The following is a 17,782-nucleotide window of genomic DNA, read 5'->3' as shown; positions in this document are numbered from 1 at the left end:
TTCTTTGGTGATAAAAGTGGGAATTATCGGCTGTGGTTCGATCACTAAATTAAGGCATGCACCAGAATATAAAGCCAATCCATATGTGGATGGGATTGTTTTTTATGACAGGAATCCAGAACGGGCAGCAGAATTAGCAAATATGTTTGGCGGCAGTACAGCCCGTACCGCTGATGAGCTGATGGAGGATCCTGAAATCCAGGTGATCAGCGATTGCTCATCAAATGAATATCATCATATCTTTTCTAGGAAGGCATTATTAAGCGGAAAACATGTCTTATGTGAAAAGCCTATTTCTCTTACCGTTGAACATGCGAAAGAAATAGTTGATGCCCAAAGGCAGTCCGGGAAAAAATTAATGGTCGATCATAATCAGCGGTTTACTGCTGCTCATCAAAAAGCAAAAGAAATCATAGAGAACAAAGAACTTGGAAAAGTGCTAACCTTTAAAACGGCGTTTGGACACTCAGGTCCAGAACAGTGGGGCGTCAATAAATCGAATTCGACCTGGTTTTTTAAAAAGGAACGCTCAGGTCTTGGTGTTGCCGGAGATTTGGGGATTCACAAAGTGGATTTGATCCATTACTTATTAGATGACGAAATTGAGCAGGTCAGCGCATTCCAGGGGACCCTCGATAAAACCAATGAAAAGGGCGAGCCGATTGAAGTGCCCGATAACATCGTATGCAATTTAAAAACGAGAAAAGGACGTCTGGGCACTGCTTCTTTTTCCTGGACCTATTACGGAGAAGAAGATAACAGTACAATCATTTATTGTGAAAAGGGCATTCTAAAAATCTATCATAGCGATCAGTGCCAATTAGAAGTAATCACAAAGGATGGCATGAATGTCCGTTACAGGCTTGGAAGCATCCAAACGAATGATAACCAGACGAATAGCGGTGTTATTGATGCCTTTATTGACTGTGTGCGTCTGGATCAGTCTCCGCCAGTTACAGGGGAGGATGCGATCTCTTCTCTTAAAGTTATATTGGGAATTATGGAGGCGGCGGAGGCGGGCAGGGTTGTGAGTATTCTCTGAGGTGGGTGTTAATTGAAAAACAGGTGCCTGATCCACATGTGTGTGGGGTCGGGCACTATTCTATGAAAAGGCAAATTTGTATCTACCCTGATGATTATACGCTCTTAATTACCAATTAGAAGCAATTATTGGATATTTTGTTATATACTATGAGTGGATTAATCAAGTGATAAGAAATTTATTAGTTACTTTATAGAATTGGGTGCGGTATGGATATACAAAAATTGGAATCACTACAACAACAGGTAAATTTACTTAGAGCCGAGGGAAAATACAAGGAAGCAATCGAGGAAAGCTATAATCTCCTTCATCATGGAATGGAACTAAATGACCATAAATCTTTGTTGATAGCAAACTTAGTAATGGCCGCCTCCTTCTATTGTATCGGAGATATTGAAGAAGCCTTTCATAGCATCGATGCTTACAGTGAAGTTTGTAATCAATATGGGGATGAAGCAGATTGGGTAAACTTATATAATGTATTGTTTTTACTTTATGAGTTTAAAAAGGATTTTGAAAAAGCGAAAGAAACACTTAGACTCAGCATTGAATTAGGAAAAAAGACTAATAAGTACAATATTGTTAGCAATGGTTATAGCAACCTTAGTCATATATATTTAGAAGAGGAAAACTTTGAAAAGGCTTTGCAAATGGCTGAATATGGTCTTGAAATGGCTAAATTACATAAACCTGAAAGTTTGATTTTAGAAATAAGAGTTAAATTGAACCTGGCAAAATCTTACATAGCTCTTGAAGATTTTGATTCATCCAAAACCTTAATGAATGAAATAGAAAATGCACCAATTTTAGATTCGTTTATAAGAGAAAAATCTCAGTACTTCGATTTATTAGGAGCATGGTATGCTAAACAGAATATATTTAGGGAAGCATATGAATCCTTTACTATTGCAAAACAACTAGTAGAAACCTATAACGATGTGTATTTATTAAAAACAATACAAGAAGAACGGATGAGATTGTGTGATCTAACGAATGATATTCATTTAGGATATATTGTTCAAAAAGAATATATAGCACTACTGAAAGATATTAACGATCGAGAATTATCATTAACAGCTTTAAAGCTAGAAATTAAGCATAGTATTTCAGCTATTGAAAAGAAAGCAAATATTGACTTTTTAACAGGGGCATACAATAGAAACTATTTTGAAAAGGCTATTAATGACTGGTTAAACCAAGCTTCAGCAATAGAAGAAAATATTGTATGTATTGTATTTGATATTGATAATTTTAAATATTTTAATGATGAACATGGTCATTTATTTGGCGATGAAGTGATAAAACAAGTAAGTAAAGCTTGTTTAAGTATTCTTCAAGAAGGCGAAATAATTGGACGTTTTGGTGGAGATGAATTTATTGTTACCTTAAGAGGCGTGCCAATGGAAATTGGACGAAAAAGAGCCAAACAAATTGAAGAAGCCATAGGTAACTTAAAGATTAATAAAGATGAAAATTTAGTTTCAATACAAGTAAGTATTGGAGTTGCAGATAATAAATGTGGTACAGTGACGTCATTTCTAGATTTGTTTCATCTTGCAGATGCTGCACTTTATAAAGCGAAAAAGAGTGGGAAAAATCAAATTTGTGTAAATCACTGAATAGCCTTTAAATAGGTGCCTGACTCCACATTGGTTTAAGTGTGTGAGGTCAGGCACCTGTTTTTGTTCTAATTAAAAATGAGAGGAAAAGTAAATGCAACGAAAGCTGCCCAAAGGCCGTAGACCGGTAAATACTTAGTAACGGCATCCTGGATGGTGGAAGATCCGGTTTTGTTTTTTAGAAAACGCATATAGGAGACCATAATCCAAATCAGATTTCCCCAGATAAGTATATTTACTCCTAAAACAGCAAGTCTGTTTGGCGTGATCCCATAAGAAGAAAGCCTGAACACTATGGCTGACAGAGCCACACTATCAATGATAAGAGCAAGAACAATCAGGGCAAAATTTATATAGTCAGAAATGGTCTTTTTCTTGTCTGTGCTGCTTTCTGTTATTGAAAAAATGGTAACAGCCAATACCACAAGCAGTATTCCGTTAAAGACGATCAGGAAATTTCTGTCCAGGAATGGATTTTTTCCGACCGAGATAACCGTCATCAGATAAGTCAATAATGTGGCCAGGACAAGAGGGCTAAAAATTTTGGCTATATAGGGTGTAATATTTTTGGCAAGTTTAAGATTCATTGATACAAGGTAGGCAGCCACAATAGCGAGAGCGGCAGCGCCAAATAATACGACATTTCTAAAATAGAAGTCCTCTATATCCAAGTCAACAAAGCTGAATAATTGCATAGTTAATGCTGCCAGCAGCATTCCGCTAATGGCCATACTGGCATAAAGTATGCAAAATTCTACATTAAATTTTAGATATGCCAATCTTGTGCAGCCTTTTGAATATTCATTTCCAGTAAATGCAAGACCGCTCAATCCCCATAAGAATATGGGAAGGTGTAAATAAACAAGAATAATACTGTCATTATTATTTAATGGCAGCAAATTAAGATAAACCACCGAGATTAGGAACAACGATGCAAGGGTGTAAAGAATACTTTTCTTGGGCGTATTATTATAGACAAAATAGGCGGCAATAAAGGGAAGAATGCCGAAAGCAAGATTAATGGGAGCAATTGCTTGCTGTTCGACATAATGGAATATGATCCTGGTGCTGAGCCCGGCCAGAACGGCTAAAATGCCCATGAATAAGAAACCTTTCTGAAGCAAGGGAGCTTTTTCTATGTGTGCCGTCTCCTTGAAATGCAATCTCTCATACCAAACGGCAAGAACCTGGGAATCATTATTTTGTTCCCTTGCATGTAAGAGTGACTCTTTGAAAGCTTTGGGATCTTTTCTATATAGTCTCTCCAGCTCATGGGGGTCAGCGATGTTTTCAATAATCAAATTTTCATTTTCCATGGTTATACCTCCCTTAATCATTGTCATCTTTACATCACAATGTTAAAACTAAATTTTATAATCTAAATGTCTTTATTATTTATTAGATAATAACACCTTATTTATTGATTAACAATAAATTTTTATTAATTATAGAAGTATTTTTGTTGTTTTATTTCTTTCAATATGAGCCCTGAAAAGGACATATTGGTGTATGTCCCCAGTATGGTAAAGTATATTAACGTAATGGAGGTCAGCCGCCTTTCAAAGTATGGTATGGTCCATTTAGAGAGGTATACATCAACCACAAAGCCAAATCAATAGCTTTGTGTTTTTTCTTCCCCTAAAATAGCATTATCCTCAACTTTCCAACAAATAATGATAAGAATACAAAATACCTCATCTATTTCATGAATTTATTTATAAGTACTTTTGCACCAAGGAGGCCACACACCATTATGTACGCTTCATCTGAGTTAGAAATGCTCATTCGGCTGATCGAGCGGGCGGCGCTTTTGCTGATTACGTTGTTTTTTATGGCAAGGGTGCCGAAGTTTAAGGAGATTTTGCAGAGGGATCATCATTCCCCGGTAGAGCTGTCGCTGCTGACGGGGATTTTCTGTGTGTTTGCCCTTTTTGGGACGTATTCGGGGATTGAAGTGGAAGGCTCGATTATTAATATCCGGACGATTGCAATTGTCTCCGGGGGAATTCTGTTTGGGCCGTGGGTCGGCATTGTAACAGGGATTATTTCCGGGGTGCACCGCTATTTGATTGATATTGGCGGAGCCACGTCTGTTCCGTGTTTGATTACGAGTATCCTGGCAGGGTTTATCGCTGGCTATATACATGTTTATATGAAAAAAAGCAGGCGGTGGATTTATGGGATTATCGCCGGGATGTTCTGCGAGACCCTGACAATGATTCTTATTTTAGCAATGGCTGATTCCTTTGAACTGGGCGTGGCAATTGTATCGAAGATCGGAATTCCAATGATTTTGGGGCAGGTCAGCATCGGTTTGATCATCCTGATGATTGCAAGTGTGGAAGGAGAGAAAGAGCGGATTGCGGCACAGCAGTCCCAACTGGCTCTTAATATCGCCAATAAGACTTTGCCATATTTCCGATCCATTAACGGAGAATCTCTGCGGACGATTTGCAGGATCATCCAAGAGGATATCAAGGCAGATGCCGTTGCGATCACGGATACAAAGGATGTTCTTGCTTATGTCGGGTATGGGGAAGAGAAGTACAGGATTGGGCAGGAGATCATCAGTGATTTGACCAAAGAAACGATTCGCAATGGGCAGATTACGATCAGGAACAATATTGCCGATCATCATACACCGCAGATTCATTGCCTGCTGATTATTCCCCTGTCGGAGCGGGGCATTATAACAGGGACATTGAAGATATACTACCGCAAGGCTTATACGATCACAAATACGCTGCAGACGATGGCTATTGGATTGGCGCAGATCATCTCTACCTTGATGGAAGTTTCAAGAGTGGAGCAGATTAAGGAAGAAGCCAATAAAGCGGAGATAAGGGCTTTGCAGTCAAAAATCAATCCTCACTTCTTGTTCAACGCCCTTAACGCGATTGCTTCAACGACAAGGCGTGACCCTGAGAAAGCAAGGGAACTGATCATCAGTCTGTCTGGATATATGCGCTATAATTTGGAAGTCGGCGAAGAACTGATTGATGTTCAAACGGCACTTGAGCAGGTGAGAAATTATATTAAAATAGAAAAAGCGAGGTTTGGTGAACGTCTTCAGGTTGTTTATGATATAGACGATCTCCATTTGAAACTGCCGAGCCTGCTGATCCAGCCTTTAGTGGAAAATGCCGTGGTCCATGGCATTTTAAAACAGAAAGGGCCTGGCAGTGTGACGATTTCCATTAAAGAATTTGAAGATAAAATTCGAGTGAGTGTCCGGGATACAGGAAAGGGAATTGACCAGGAAGTGATTGACCGATTGCATAAAGGGGAGGTTTCTTCCAAGCAGATTGGCCTTTTTAATGTGCATCAGCGGGTGAAATTAATTTATGGGACCGAGCTGGTGATTCACAGGCTGAATCCGGGCACGGAGGTTTATTTTGATATAAGTAAGGAGCCATCATGAGAGCGATCATAGTAGAAGATGAAATTCCGGCGAAGGAAGAGCTGGAATATTTAGTGGATACTCATAGCAATATCGAGATTGTGGCCACTTTTGAAGATGGACTGGATGTGCTGAAGTTTCTTCAGGAGGAAGAGGTGGATGCCATCTTCCTGGATATCAATATTCCCTCATTGGATGGGATGCTGCTGGCGGGAAGCATCAGCAAGTTTGCGAAGAAGCCATATATCATTTTTACGACAGCTTATAAGGAGCATGCGGCACAGGCATTCGAGCTGGAGGCTTTTGATTATATTTTAAAGCCTTATGAGGAAAAAAGGATTGCGGCTATGCTGTCAAAACTGGAAGCGGCTTTCCAGAAGGGCAGACAAACGCAGGAAGAGATTCCGCAGGACCGCAATCGCCGTATTAATCTCAGGAAAAATGAAAATATCATCGTGACGGATGTAAATGAGATTTATTATGCAGAAGCAAGTGAGAAAATCACCCTTGTTTACACAGAATCGGAAGAGTATACGATGCCGATGTCGATTACAGAATTCCATGACAGCCTGCCTCAGGATCTCTTTTTCAGATGCCACCGCTCTTACAGTGTGAATCTATCCAAGATCCATGAGATTGTGCCATGGTTCAATAATACGTATGTGCTGAAGCTGAAGGGTGTAAAGGCGGAAATACCGGTCAGCAGAAGCAAGTCCAAAGCGTTCCGGCAGATTATGAATTTGTAGATGCCGTTTATTCCGAATATCAGGCATTTCGTTCTGAAAGCGATTTAATTCTCTTTTTCAGCGGTAGAATTCAAGTATAGAAACCACTACTTAAGATTTTGAAACCGCTTAGAAAAGAGGAGATTCGAATGAAAGAACGTAATCCCAATCGACTTCTTATCATCATTGGTACGATTATCGTACAGATGGGTTTAGGAACTATTTATACTTGGAGCCTGTTCAATCAGCCTCTAGTTGACAAATTTGGCTGGGAATTGAGTGCAACAGCCGTTACTTTTTCCATAACAAGCTTTGCTTTAGCATTTGCGACCCTGTTCTCAGGGAAGCTGCAGGATAGATGGGGCCTTCGCCGTTTGGTGGCCGCAGCGGGTATTTTACTCGGCGTAGGGTTAATCCTCAGCTCACAGGTATCCTCATTATGGATGCTGTACGCCGTAGCAGGAGTGATTGTAGGATTCGCAGATGGTACAGCTTATATCACAACATTAAGCAATCTGATCAAATGGTTCCCGGAGAAAAAAGGCTTGATCTCAGGGATTTCCGTTGGGGCATTTGGGACAGGCAGCCTCATCTTTAAATATGTGAATGCCAGCTTTATTGCATCATTCGGTGTTTCCACTGCCTTCCTCTTATGGGGAACGATTGTCCTGGTCATGGTCGTTGGCGGGTCATTTTTACTGAAAGAAGCTAAAGACACGGCAGACAGCACTGCGAAGGCAACATCAAAGCAAAAAGATTATACAGTAAAAGAAATGCTGAAAACGAAGCAGGCATACATGCTGTTTGTGATCTTCTTCACAGCATGTATGAGCGGGTTATACCTGGTCGGGATTGTCAAAGACATTGGAGTCAGTCTAGCCGGGCTTAATGCAGCTACAGCAGCGAATGCAGTCGCGCTGGTGGCGATCTTTAATACAACAGGCCGAATCGTTCTGGGTGCACTGTCAGATAAAATTGGCCGGATGGAAGTCATTTCCGGAACACTTCTGGTCACTGCCATTGCAGTCGCAGTCTTAAGCTTTGTTCCATTGAACTTCCCAATCTTCTTCGCCTGTGTGGCAGCAATCGCCTTCTGCTTTGGCGGAAACATCACCGTATTCCCAGCCATCGTGGCAGACTTCTTCGGACTGAAGAACCAAAGCAAGAACTATGGCGTGATCTACCAGGGCTTCGGAATCGGTGCTTTGGCGGGCTCGATCGTAGCCGCTGTACTTGGTGGATTCCAGGCAACGTTTACGGTTATTGGAGCGCTATGCATCGTCTCCCTGGTGATCGCATTGACCATTAAGCCGCCTAGTGAGGGCAAGAAGCGTAAGGAACAGGGGAAAATGAAGTTGGAGGCTCATTCTAGAGTTGGATAAAATAGTGTCAAAATCGGTGCCTGATTCACAATACGTTAGTGTATTAATGTGCTGTGGTTGGGTATCATTCTAAAAAAGAGCCAAGGGACCTGTCCCCTTGGCTTTTTTGTTTTACAGAAGCCGTTTTAGGGCAAAAGCAATAAAAAAGCACTTAAGAAAGGGGGAGGGGATTGTTTAAGCAGTTCTTATTTAAGATTAAGGAAGGTACATGGTTCATTCCCGCTGTTTATACGATTGCGGCTTTGGTTCTTGCAATTGTTGTCGTATATGTTGATTACTATTTGAACGCATTTTATCCAGAGATCTTTCTGGTGGGGCTGGATTTGGGAAAAACGATTCTTGGGACTATTGCCGGTTCGTTATTGACCATGACCACCATTACTTTTTCTACCACCATGGTTGTGTTAACTACATATTCTTCTCAATTTTCGCCAAGGACGCTGGAAAACTTTATTCAGGACCCGGTGACGATGAGGGTGCTGGGGGTCTTTATTGGCGGATTTGTTTATTGTATATTTACGCTGCTGTTTATAAGGGAATCTGTTGGGAATTCGGTGGCATCTGCTTCTATTGGTGTAATCATTGCATTTATATGCCTCGCCTTCTTCGCCTATTTCATCTACCATGTTGCCACATCCATCCAGGTCGGCAAGCTGATTAAAAGGCTTGCGGATGATGCATTGGATATGATCAAGCAGGAAAAAGAAAATTTTGAGGAAGATGACCATATTTCCCTCCTGCAGGTCCGTCCGTCGGTTGTCATTGAAGCAAAAGCTGTAAAGGCCAAACGATTTGGCTATATTCAGTATATTGATGAAGACAAGCTGATGCAGCATGCTGCTGAACAGGGCAGTGTCATTGAAGTCCTCAAGCCAATCGGCCATTTTGTCACGGAAAAGCATGATCTGCTTTGTGTCCACAATCAGGGGAAAATTCCGGAAGGCCTTGAGGATGCTGTTATTGTAGGGACAGAGAGGACCACCTATAGTGATGTGGAATTTGGTCTGCAGAAGATTGCTGAGGTGGCCTTGAGGGCGGTATCTCCGGGAATCAATGATCCCAATACAGCCATCCAGTGCATCAATTACTTAAGTGTATGCCTGTCTGCAGCCAGCCGTTTAAATGGGGAAGTTAAAGCCATTTCTGATGATGAAGGAAGAATGAAGGTCATCATTCCGCATTGGTCATTTGAAAACCTTTTGAATACTTCCTTCAGACAGATCAGCCACTACGCGAAAGATGATTTTTCAGTCATGCATGCGATTTTCAAGGCGCTTGAAGAAATTGGCACAGGCAGCGGCCCGGCAATACGCAAGAGCCTTGATAAGTTCGCAGATTATCTGAAAGAACAAGTAGAAACTGCTGCACTTACCGTATCCGAAAAGGATGAATTGGATAAAGCCTCCCTTGTTGAAGAATGAGGGAGGATAAAGTAAAGAACCCCGCTTATAAGGCCGGGTTCTTTACTTGTTACTTTTTTTCCGAAGCTCCATTGCTGCTGTATTTTTCCCCGATATCTTTTTCATATATAAAAAGTTCCGTACTTTCTTTATAGTAGCCCTTTTTAATATGGAAAAAAAAGGTGGCTGCTACATTCATTTGATATAATTGAGTGTATAGCATTTTTTATGCCAGATTACCTGGTCCGCCAGATAGTTTTATAGTAAATAGCAAAAAAAGTTAGATTATCAATGCATTTATGAGAAGGGTTGGTTTATATGAATTCATTGCTTCAGATGGGAGCAAATGCCGTTTTGAGTTCTCCAAAGGGGACTGTTACTGTCAGCTGCGAAATGTCCAATACGATAGATGTTTCCTTAACTGCTTTTCTGTTGACTGATTCAGACAAGGTACAAGGAGACAGCGGGATTATATTTTATAATCAGCCAAAAAGTATTTCCGGAGCGGCTGAGCTGCTGCCGCCTGTGAATATGGGCCATACAAAGGTACATAAAATTGATTTTGACATGAGTAAACTCCCGGCAGGCATTACTAAAATAGCGATTACGCTTACCGAGGATCATCATACCGGCTTTTCTAATGTAAAGAATTTAAGAGCAGAGATCAGTGCAGGTGCTGATGTGATTCAATTTGTCCCATCTGTTTTTAAAAATGAAAATGGAATAGTAGTACTAGAATTATATGTAAGGAATGGCCAGACAAAGGCAAAATCAGTGTGGCGGGGATTTGATTCCGGCCTTGAAGGTTTATGCAAAAATTACGGTGTTGAGGTTGATCCTGAGGAGCAAGTACAGCCTGCTGAACCTAAAGCAATTAATAAACAAGCTCTAAAAGAACCTGCTACAACACAATCAGTCCCTGAAAAGAAAAGCAGCTCAAATTCCCTGCCGCCGGTAAGCCTTGAAAAAGCTAAAGGGAAAATAAATCTGGATAAAGGCCAAAAGCCGGTTTTAATTGAGAAAACACCGGAAATTACGGCGACAGTATCCTGGAAGACAGGGACAGATTATGATATATATGCTTTAGTTTATACAAGGAATGGCAAGCAGGTAGATGTAGCTATGTTTGGGGCTCAGGGAACACCGCCTCTAAGCCGGTTTGGCAATGGAGCAGTGGAACATATGGGGGATGTCGGGAGATTCAGCGGATCCACAAAGAAAGAAATCATTAAACTAAGGCTGACGAATGATATCCTGGCAGTGGTGCCTGTTGTTTACTCTGCTCAGTCAAACGGGACAGGGTCATTCTACAGATACAAGGTATCCATGAGTATTGATAATCACAGCGGAACTTCAGTTACCATTTCCTCCAAGAATGCGAATAATAATGATACTATTTATACCTGTGTACCAGGAATACTCCATAATACCGAAGATGGAGTGATGATAAGTCCCTTAGAGCTTTATAGTGCACCCAACTCAGAGTTCAGACCTAAACTTAAGATGGGGCCTTCAAATATGGTAGAGGTACTGATGGATCAGGGACCGATCAATGATTACAAATAGAGATAGCTGCTGAATACACAAAAGAGCCAAGGGGTCTGTCCCCTTGGCTCTTATTTAATCGCCTTGCTGACCTTCAATTTCTTCCCCTTAACCGTCGCATTCTCCATAGCCTGCAGAACAAGCGAGCCTTTTCCATTCAGGATATCAACATAAGACATCTGATCATGGATAGTGATGATGCCGATATCGTCTGCTGTGACGCCAGGAATTTTGGCGATGGTTCCGACAAAATCGACGGCGCGGATTTTCTTCTTTTTACCGCCGCTGAAATGAAGCTTTATGATATCCTGGTTGATTCGGGCTGTTTTATTGTTTCTGACGACCTGTCTGCCATTGATTTTTTCTTCGAAGGCAGCTTTCCCGGCAGCCACATCCTGCTGGCTGGGCGCTTCTATGACAGGAATTTCGAAGCCGATGTACCTTTCAATCGCACTTATGAATTTACCTTCAAAAGGTGTTGCAAACGTAATGGCTTTTCCTTTGTTGCCGGCACGGCCGGTTCTCCCGGTGCGGTGGACATAGCTTTCTTTTTCCATCGGAACATCATAGTTGATGACAAGGCTCACATTGTCAATGTCGATTCCTCTGGCAGCTACATCGGTGGCAACCAGGTAGCGGAAGTTCCCCATTTTAAAGCCTTCCATAACAGAGAAACGGTCTTCCTGCTCCAGTCCGCCATGGAGCCTCTCACAAGAATAGCCTGCAGCATCCAGTTCAGTGTACACTGTATCAACATGTTCTTTGGTCCGGCAGAAAATGAGGCAGCTGTCCGGATTCTCTGTAACCGTGATGTCTTTAAGGAGTGAAATCTTATCTTCCTGTTTCACTTCTATTAAAGAATGTTCAATGGTATCGGCCGTTACCCCGGTTGATTCAATCTCAATATGCTTAGGATCATTCATATATTTATGGCAAAGAGCCTCAACATCTTTAGGCAGGGTAGCAGAAAACACCATGGTCACACGGTCTGAAGGGAGCTCTTTAATGATGGCTTCCACTTCATCGATGAACCCTCGGTTAAGCATCTCATCCGCTTCATCAATGATCAGATACTCTATTTTATCCAATACGAGCGTTTCCCGATCGATATGGTCCATGACCCGTCCAGGCGTACCAACGACAACATGCGTTTTTTGCTTCAATTCTTCTTTTTGCTTAGAAAAAGGTTCTTTTCCGTAGACGGCCGCAGCTTTAATGCGTTTGAACCGTCCGATATTCGTGATATCTTCCCGGACCTGAACGGCGAGCTCCCTTGTTGGGGTAAGAATCAAGGCCTGCGGGCTTTTTTCCTCCCATTCCAGCATATCGCAGACCGGGATGCCGAAGGAGGCAGTCTTCCCGCTTCCGGTTTGAGCCTTCACCACAAGATCCTGCTTTTCCATCGCCAATGGAATGACCTTGCTTTGTACCTCTGTTGGAGTTTCGTATTTTAACACACCCAGTGCCCTTTGTATTTCTTCGCTTAAATGATACTCCGCAAAACTTTTACTCATTATTTAACCCCGTTTTTTTGTTTTTTCGTCATATGGATAGAATTCTCTTTAAGAAATATTGTATGCATGATCTGATATGGTTCATTATACTTGAAAATGGCTGGACAAGATATAAGAGTCCAGCCCCCTCACCTTTTCATCTGTATCCGCTGTGCAGATCATCATTGGTTAAAGACTATAAAATTAGGATCTTATGCATTATTAACTTCTTGGATTACTCCTTTAAGGTTAAAACCGAAAATTACATTTAAAAACCGCTGATGGTTGGAGCGGAAGACACGCAGACTCCTGCGGGATCGCAGCGGAAGTGTTGAGACCCCACAGCGCGCAAGCGCGAGGAGGCTCAACTCCGCCCCGCGGAAAGCGAAGTGTCTGGAGCAGAAACCATCAGCCCTCAACGAATAGAGGAACCAGCAGAGTCATCGTTTACCTAAAGATACTTTAAAGACAGTATCCCCTGTAAAAAAGTTCAAGAACTATTCGCAAATCGAAGAATCTATGATAAAATTAAAAAGTTATAGAGGATGAAAAGTTCATTGATGTTAGTTAATTAACATTGACTGTACATCCTGATCTTTCATTGCGTATGAAGCGGGAAGGTTTGCTGGTATTACATAATGCTGAGCTTTCAGCCCACTGTAAAATGGTACATGCAAAAGCATGGGGCCTTTTTATAGTGGGCTTTTTTTGTGTTCCCGGTCATATGCCTTTTAAAACGGCAGGCTGATTCTAGAGAGATGGTCCTAAGAGACAGCCTTATTGCCTTTTGTATTGTGGACCATAAAGACAATAATTGGGGGAAGAAATATGGCATTTCATAGTTCACAGCAGATCGCCGAAATGGCGGTTGAAGCTGGGGTGAAGAAGGCTGCCATGCGGCCGGCGCACACACTCATTTTAGGATTTTTAGGTGGAGCTTTTATTTCTTTAGGTTTCTTATTATATATCCGGGTTGTTGCCGACCTGCCGCATGAATGGGGCACTTTAAGCTCGCTGATTGGCGGGGCTGTGTTCCCGGTCGGCTTGATGCTGATCATTATTGCCGGCGGAGAATTGCTGACAGGCAATATGATGGCACTGCCGCTGGCTGTACTGGCAAAGCGTGCGACGTTCAAGCAGCTGGGCAAAAACTGGCTGCTGGTTTTATTGAGTAATTTCATTGGGGCAATCTTTGTTGCTTATTTATTTGGGCATGTAGTTGGAATGACGGAAACAGGTGCATTTCTGACTAAAACGGTTGCTGTTGCGGGAGCGAAAATAGACCAGGCATTCTGGCCGACTCTAATTTCCGCTGTAGGCTGTAACTGGCTCGTTTGTTTAGGCATCTGGCTTGCTTTTGGAGCAGATGATATCGGCGGCAAGATTCTTGCGATCTGGTTCCCGATCATGGCGTTTGTTGCCATCGGCTTCCAGCACGTTGTAGCCAATATGTTCATCATTCCTGCAGCCATCTTTGCAGGGAGTTTCACATGGGCTGATTATGCAGCCAACTTTGTTCCGGTTGCCATTGGAAACGCAATTGGCGGAGGAGTCTTTGTAGCCCTGGCTTATTGGATGGTTCACAAGGATTCTCTTTCAGCAGTGACAGCAAGATCAAGTATTAAGAAAGCCAGCTGACCATTACTCTTGTTTTTTGGATAGATTTGATTTTTTTAGGGAGGCTTTACGGTGGGAGAAAAAGTGAATGTTCTGATTAACGGAACAGCACATCAGGTTGAAGAAGGAACCCGTATTTTAGATTATTTGATGCAGCAGGAAATCGAACATCCGCATATATGCTATTCCGAGGTTCTCGGTCCGGTGCAGAGCTGTGATACATGTATGTGTGAAGTGAATGGCAATCTGATGCGTGCGTGCTCTACAGTGGTGGAAGACGGCATGGACATTGCCACCTCTTCTGAAATCGCCAAAGGCGCCCAAGAGGAAGCAATGGACCGCATTTTAGAAAATCATCTCCTATACTGCACGGTTTGTGATAACAACAATGGCAATTGCCGTGTACATAATACAGCAGAAATGATGGGGATTGAACACCAGACACGGCCGCATCGCTCTAAGGGCTATGAAGTCGATATGTCCCATCCGTTTTACCGCTATGATCCTGACCAATGCATCCTGTGCGGCCGCTGTGTGGAAACCTGCCAGGATCTCCAGGTGAATGAAACGCTGACCATTGATTGGGAAACAGGGCAGCCGCGCGTATTATGGGACGGAGGAAAAAGCATCAACGAATCCTCTTGTGTATCCTGCGGACAATGTGTATCCGTATGCCCATGCAATGCTTTGATGGAAAAATCAATGCTTGGCAACGCAGGCTTCATGACAAGCATGTCTGATGACCTGCTTACACCAATGATCGACCTTGTTAAAGCAGTTGAACCGGATTATCAAACCATCATGGCCGTTTCAGAAGTAGAAGCAGCGATGCGTGAAACGAAAATCGAGAAAACGAAAACAGTTTGTACTTTCTGCGGTGTCGGCTGTTCATTTGAAGTTTGGACAAAAGACCGTGAAATCCTTAAAATTGAACCATCAGAGAATGCGCCGGTCAACAGCGTTTCTACTTGTGTAAAAGGCAAGTTTGGCTGGGACTTTGTCAATTCCCAGGAACGCATCACTACACCATTGATCCGTAAAGGCGATGTCTTTGTTGAAGCAAGCTGGGATGAAGCTCTTTCTCATGTGGCCAAGAATCTTGGAGAGATCAAAGATACTTACGGAAGTGATGCATTAGGTTTCATTTCATCTTCTAAAATCACGAATGAAGAAAACTATCTGATCCAGAAGCTGGCCCGCCAGGTGTTCGGCACACATAATGTCGACAACTGCTCCCGCTACTGCCAGTCGCCTGCATCATGGGGACTGCAGCAAACAGGAGGCATCGGCGGCGACTCTGGAACAATCAAGGATATTGCAGGTGCAGGGCTTGTCATCCTGGTAGGCTGTGCTCCGGCAGAAGGACATCCAGTCCTTGCAACACGCATCAAGCGTGCGCAGAAGCTTCACGGCCAGAAATTGATCACCGTGGATGTGCGCAGGCATGAAATGGGTGACCGTGCAGACTTGTTTGTACGTCCAAAGCAAGGTACTGACTTTGTATGGCTTTCTGCTATCACAAAGTATATGATTGACCAGGGCTGGCATGATGCGAAATTCATTACAGAACATGTGAATCAGTATGATGAGTTCTTGAGCATGATTGAGTCTTATACGCTTGAAGAAGCTGAAAGCATTACAGGCATTTCTGTTGCAACATTAAAAGAAATGGCTGAAATGATCCGTGACGCAGACGGAACAGTCGTCTGCTGGGGAATGGGCGTTACACAGAATATCGCTGGCTCCCACACTTCAGTTGCGATTGCGAACATGCTTCTTGCCACTGGAAACATGATGCGTCCGAACGCCGGCGCTTACCCGCTGCGCGGACATAATAATGTTCAGGGTGCTGCCGATATGGGAACGATGCCTAATATCTTCCCGGGCTATCAGTCTGTGACAAATAAAGAATTACGTGAAAAATTCGAGAAAGCCTGGGGCGTAGAACTGCCTGAAAACCCAGGGCTTGATAATATTGAAATGCTTGGAGAAGTAGATAAAGGCAATCTGAAGGCGATGTTTGTTGCCGGTGAGGATATGGCATGGGTGGATGCTGACTCGAACCATACACAGGCCATGCTTGAGAAGCTGGATTTCCTTGTAGTGCAGGAAATTTTCTTAACTACAACCGCCCAATTTGCTGATGTCATTCTGCCAGGTGCTCCTTCTCTTGAAAAAGATGGGACATTTACAAATACAGAACGCCGCGTTCAGCGCTTATACAAAGCATTAGAGCCGCTGGGCAACAGCAAACCGGACTGGTGGATTCTTACTCAGCTGGCTAAAAAGATGGGCTATGAGTGGAATTACAGTCATCCAAGCGAGATTTTTGATGAAATGGCAAACCTGACACCGTTCTTCAGCCAGTGCAGCTATGATGTTCTTGAAGGCTGGAACAGCTTCCACTGGGGATCACAGGATGGCTCGAACACACCGCTTCTTTTCCAGGACGGCTTTAATTTCCCTGATAAAAAAGCACGCTTCGGATTGTTCGATTATGTACCGCCAATGGTGTTCCCGGATGAATTTGATCTATCATTGGATAATGGACGATTGCTTGAACATTTCCATGAAGGAAACATGACTCATAAATCAGAGGGGCTGAACTATAAATTCCCTAAAGTGTTCGTGGAGGTATCTCCGGAGCTTGCAAAAGAACGCGGCGTAGAGGATGGTTCACTTGTCCGCCTGATCTCGCCATATGGTGCGATCAAGCTGCCGGTCCTTGTAACCGATCGCGTTGTTGGAAAAACGGTCTATGTGCCGATGCACTCCTCAAGCCATGAAAGTGCAGTCAACCTCCTGACTGGCGGTGCGGTTGACGTTGTCACACATACACCTGCCTACAAGCAAGTGAAGGTGCGGATGGAGATCCTCCAGCTGAATGGAGAGAATCCTCTTCCGAAGTACAATCCCCGCTATGCGGAACGCACACCGCAAATGGGTCTTGAAATTTACCGCAAGTGGGAACGCGGAGATTATGTTCCGATTGCGAGTGTCAACGAACATATCAGTCCTGGTACCTATGACAGGAGGAATGCCTGATGGCAAAACCGATAAGCGTCATTCAAAAGACAGAACTGACAGAAGAACAATTGAAGCAGCAATCCCTGGAGAATCTTCTCTCAGGGATTGCGGAAAATAAAGATTCGCTGCTTGAGACATTGGCTCTCCTGCAGGAATTGCATGACAGCGGGATCCTGGATGCTGCAGGAAGCCTTTTAAAAGCAAAAGAGAAAGCAGCACATGCTGCAATCGGCCAGCTGACACGCGAGCCTGTTACGAACATGATCAATAACGCGATGGCAGCAGGAGGCATCCTCACCCAGCTTGATCCAGAGACAACAGCCAAGCTGTCAAAAAGCTTGATAGCAGGAATGAAAAAGGCTGAGCAGGGATTAAAAGAGGATAGCAAAATCGGAGTCTTTGACTTAATGAAGGCCTTGAAAGATCCTGATATCAATCGTGTGGTAGGGTTTGGATTCAATCTATTAAAAGGTATGGGAGAAGGCTTAAAAGACTAAGCCTGGATCCTGGCCCATTCATTATAAAAAATGAA

At 43.0% G+C, this 17,782-nt stretch carries 12 protein-coding genes; 10 read left to right on the top strand and 2 right to left on the bottom strand.

Features of this window, described 5'->3' with window-relative positions:
* The first annotated feature begins 4 nt into the window (after window positions 1-4).
* Window positions 5-1,042, top strand: coding sequence for a Gfo/Idh/MocA family protein (locus AC4E8B_RS24940; protein WP_490216234.1), 1,038 nt, complete (start codon window positions 5-7; stop codon window positions 1,040-1,042).
* Between the two features lie 317 nt (window positions 1,043-1,359).
* A complete protein-coding gene (locus tag AC4E8B_RS24935) occupies window positions 1,360-2,661 on the top strand; it encodes a GGDEF domain-containing protein (protein ID WP_490216233.1) in 1,302 nt (433 codons plus the stop codon).
* A 68-nt stretch (window positions 2,662-2,729) separates the two neighbouring features.
* Here AC4E8B_RS24935 and AC4E8B_RS24930 read toward each other — a convergent pair whose 3' ends face one another.
* A complete protein-coding gene (locus AC4E8B_RS24930) occupies window positions 2,730-3,977 on the bottom strand; it encodes a DUF4153 domain-containing protein (RefSeq protein WP_490216232.1) in 1,248 nt (415 codons plus the stop codon).
* Window positions 3,978-4,414: 437 nt separating this feature from the next.
* On the opposite strand from AC4E8B_RS24930, the gene AC4E8B_RS24925 reads away from it, so the two are divergent.
* The 5 genes from AC4E8B_RS24925 to AC4E8B_RS24905 all read left to right on the top strand — a co-directional run bounded on the left by AC4E8B_RS24925 (window position 4,415) and on the right by AC4E8B_RS24905 (window position 11,134).
* On the top strand, window positions 4,415-6,082 hold the full coding sequence (locus AC4E8B_RS24925) for a LytS/YhcK type 5TM receptor domain-containing protein (protein ID WP_490216231.1): 1,668 nt from the start codon (window positions 4,415-4,417) through the stop codon (window positions 6,080-6,082).
* A complete protein-coding gene (locus tag AC4E8B_RS24920; protein ID WP_490216230.1) occupies window positions 6,079-6,807 on the top strand; it encodes a LytR/AlgR family response regulator transcription factor in 729 nt (242 codons plus the stop codon). Before AC4E8B_RS24925 ends, AC4E8B_RS24920 begins: the two co-directional genes overlap by 4 nt.
* Before the next feature lie 128 nt (window positions 6,808-6,935).
* Window positions 6,936-8,168 (top strand): L-lactate MFS transporter, encoded by a 1,233-nt coding sequence (locus AC4E8B_RS24915; protein ID WP_490216229.1) that lies wholly within the window; start codon window positions 6,936-6,938, stop codon window positions 8,166-8,168.
* A 170-nt stretch (window positions 8,169-8,338) separates the two neighbouring features.
* Entirely contained in the window at window positions 8,339-9,589 is a 1,251-nt protein-coding gene (locus AC4E8B_RS24910) for a DUF2254 domain-containing protein (protein ID WP_490216228.1), read from the top strand.
* Window positions 9,590-9,886: 297 nt separating this feature from the next.
* Window positions 9,887-11,134: a TerD family protein gene (locus AC4E8B_RS24905; protein ID WP_490216227.1), complete on the top strand. Its 1,248-nt coding sequence runs from the start codon at window positions 9,887-9,889 to the stop codon at window positions 11,132-11,134.
* A 50-nt stretch (window positions 11,135-11,184) separates the two neighbouring features.
* Here the strand turns inward: AC4E8B_RS24905 and AC4E8B_RS24900 are convergent, their stop codons facing one another.
* Window positions 11,185-12,627, bottom strand: a complete 1,443-nt coding sequence (locus AC4E8B_RS24900; RefSeq protein WP_490216226.1) for a DEAD/DEAH box helicase — start codon at window positions 12,625-12,627, stop codon at window positions 11,185-11,187.
* Window positions 12,628-13,434: 807 nt separating this feature from the next.
* Between AC4E8B_RS24900 and AC4E8B_RS24895 the strand changes: the two genes are divergently transcribed.
* Genes AC4E8B_RS24895 through AC4E8B_RS24885 form a run of 3 tightly spaced genes read left to right on the top strand, consistent with a single transcriptional unit; the run spans window position 13,435 to window position 17,747 of the window.
* Entirely contained in the window at window positions 13,435-14,244 is an 810-nt protein-coding gene (locus AC4E8B_RS24895; protein ID WP_490216225.1) for a formate/nitrite transporter family protein, read from the top strand.
* Between the two features lie 51 nt (window positions 14,245-14,295).
* Complete coding sequence (fdhF, locus tag AC4E8B_RS24890; RefSeq protein ID WP_490216224.1) at window positions 14,296-17,268, top strand: formate dehydrogenase subunit alpha; 2,973 nt, start codon at window positions 14,296-14,298, stop codon at window positions 17,266-17,268.
* Window positions 17,268-17,747, top strand: a complete 480-nt coding sequence (locus AC4E8B_RS24885) for a helical membrane plugin domain-containing protein (protein ID WP_490216223.1) — start codon at window positions 17,268-17,270, stop codon at window positions 17,745-17,747. The genes fdhF and AC4E8B_RS24885 overlap by 1 nt, the downstream gene beginning before the upstream one ends.
* Window positions 17,748-17,782 lie beyond the last annotated feature (35 nt).

This window comes from Bacillus sp. SRL543 (assembly GCF_984799205.1).
This window is presented reverse-complemented; position numbering and strand designations above follow the sequence as displayed.

Coding starts and splice junctions, on each gene's coding strand:
- AC4E8B_RS24935 (WP_490216233.1), top strand. CDS start 1,360: ATGGAACTAAATGACCATAAATCTTTGTTGATAGCAAACTTAGTAATG.
- AC4E8B_RS24930 (WP_490216232.1), bottom strand. CDS start 3,977: ATGGAAAATGAAAATTTGATTATTGAAAACATCGCTGACCCCCATGAG.
- AC4E8B_RS24925 (WP_490216231.1), top strand. CDS start 4,415: ATGTACGCTTCATCTGAGTTAGAAATGCTCATTCGGCTGATCGAGCGG.
- AC4E8B_RS24920 (WP_490216230.1), top strand. CDS start 6,079: ATGAGAGCGATCATAGTAGAAGATGAAATTCCGGCGAAGGAAGAGCTG.
- AC4E8B_RS24915 (WP_490216229.1), top strand. CDS start 6,936: ATGAAAGAACGTAATCCCAATCGACTTCTTATCATCATTGGTACGATT.
- AC4E8B_RS24905 (WP_490216227.1), top strand. CDS start 9,887: ATGAATTCATTGCTTCAGATGGGAGCAAATGCCGTTTTGAGTTCTCCA.
- AC4E8B_RS24900 (WP_490216226.1), bottom strand. CDS start 12,627: ATGAGTAAAAGTTTTGCGGAGTATCATTTAAGCGAAGAAATACAAAGG.
- AC4E8B_RS24895 (WP_490216225.1), top strand. CDS start 13,435: ATGGCATTTCATAGTTCACAGCAGATCGCCGAAATGGCGGTTGAAGCT.
- AC4E8B_RS24885 (WP_490216223.1), top strand. CDS start 17,268: ATGGCAAAACCGATAAGCGTCATTCAAAAGACAGAACTGACAGAAGAA.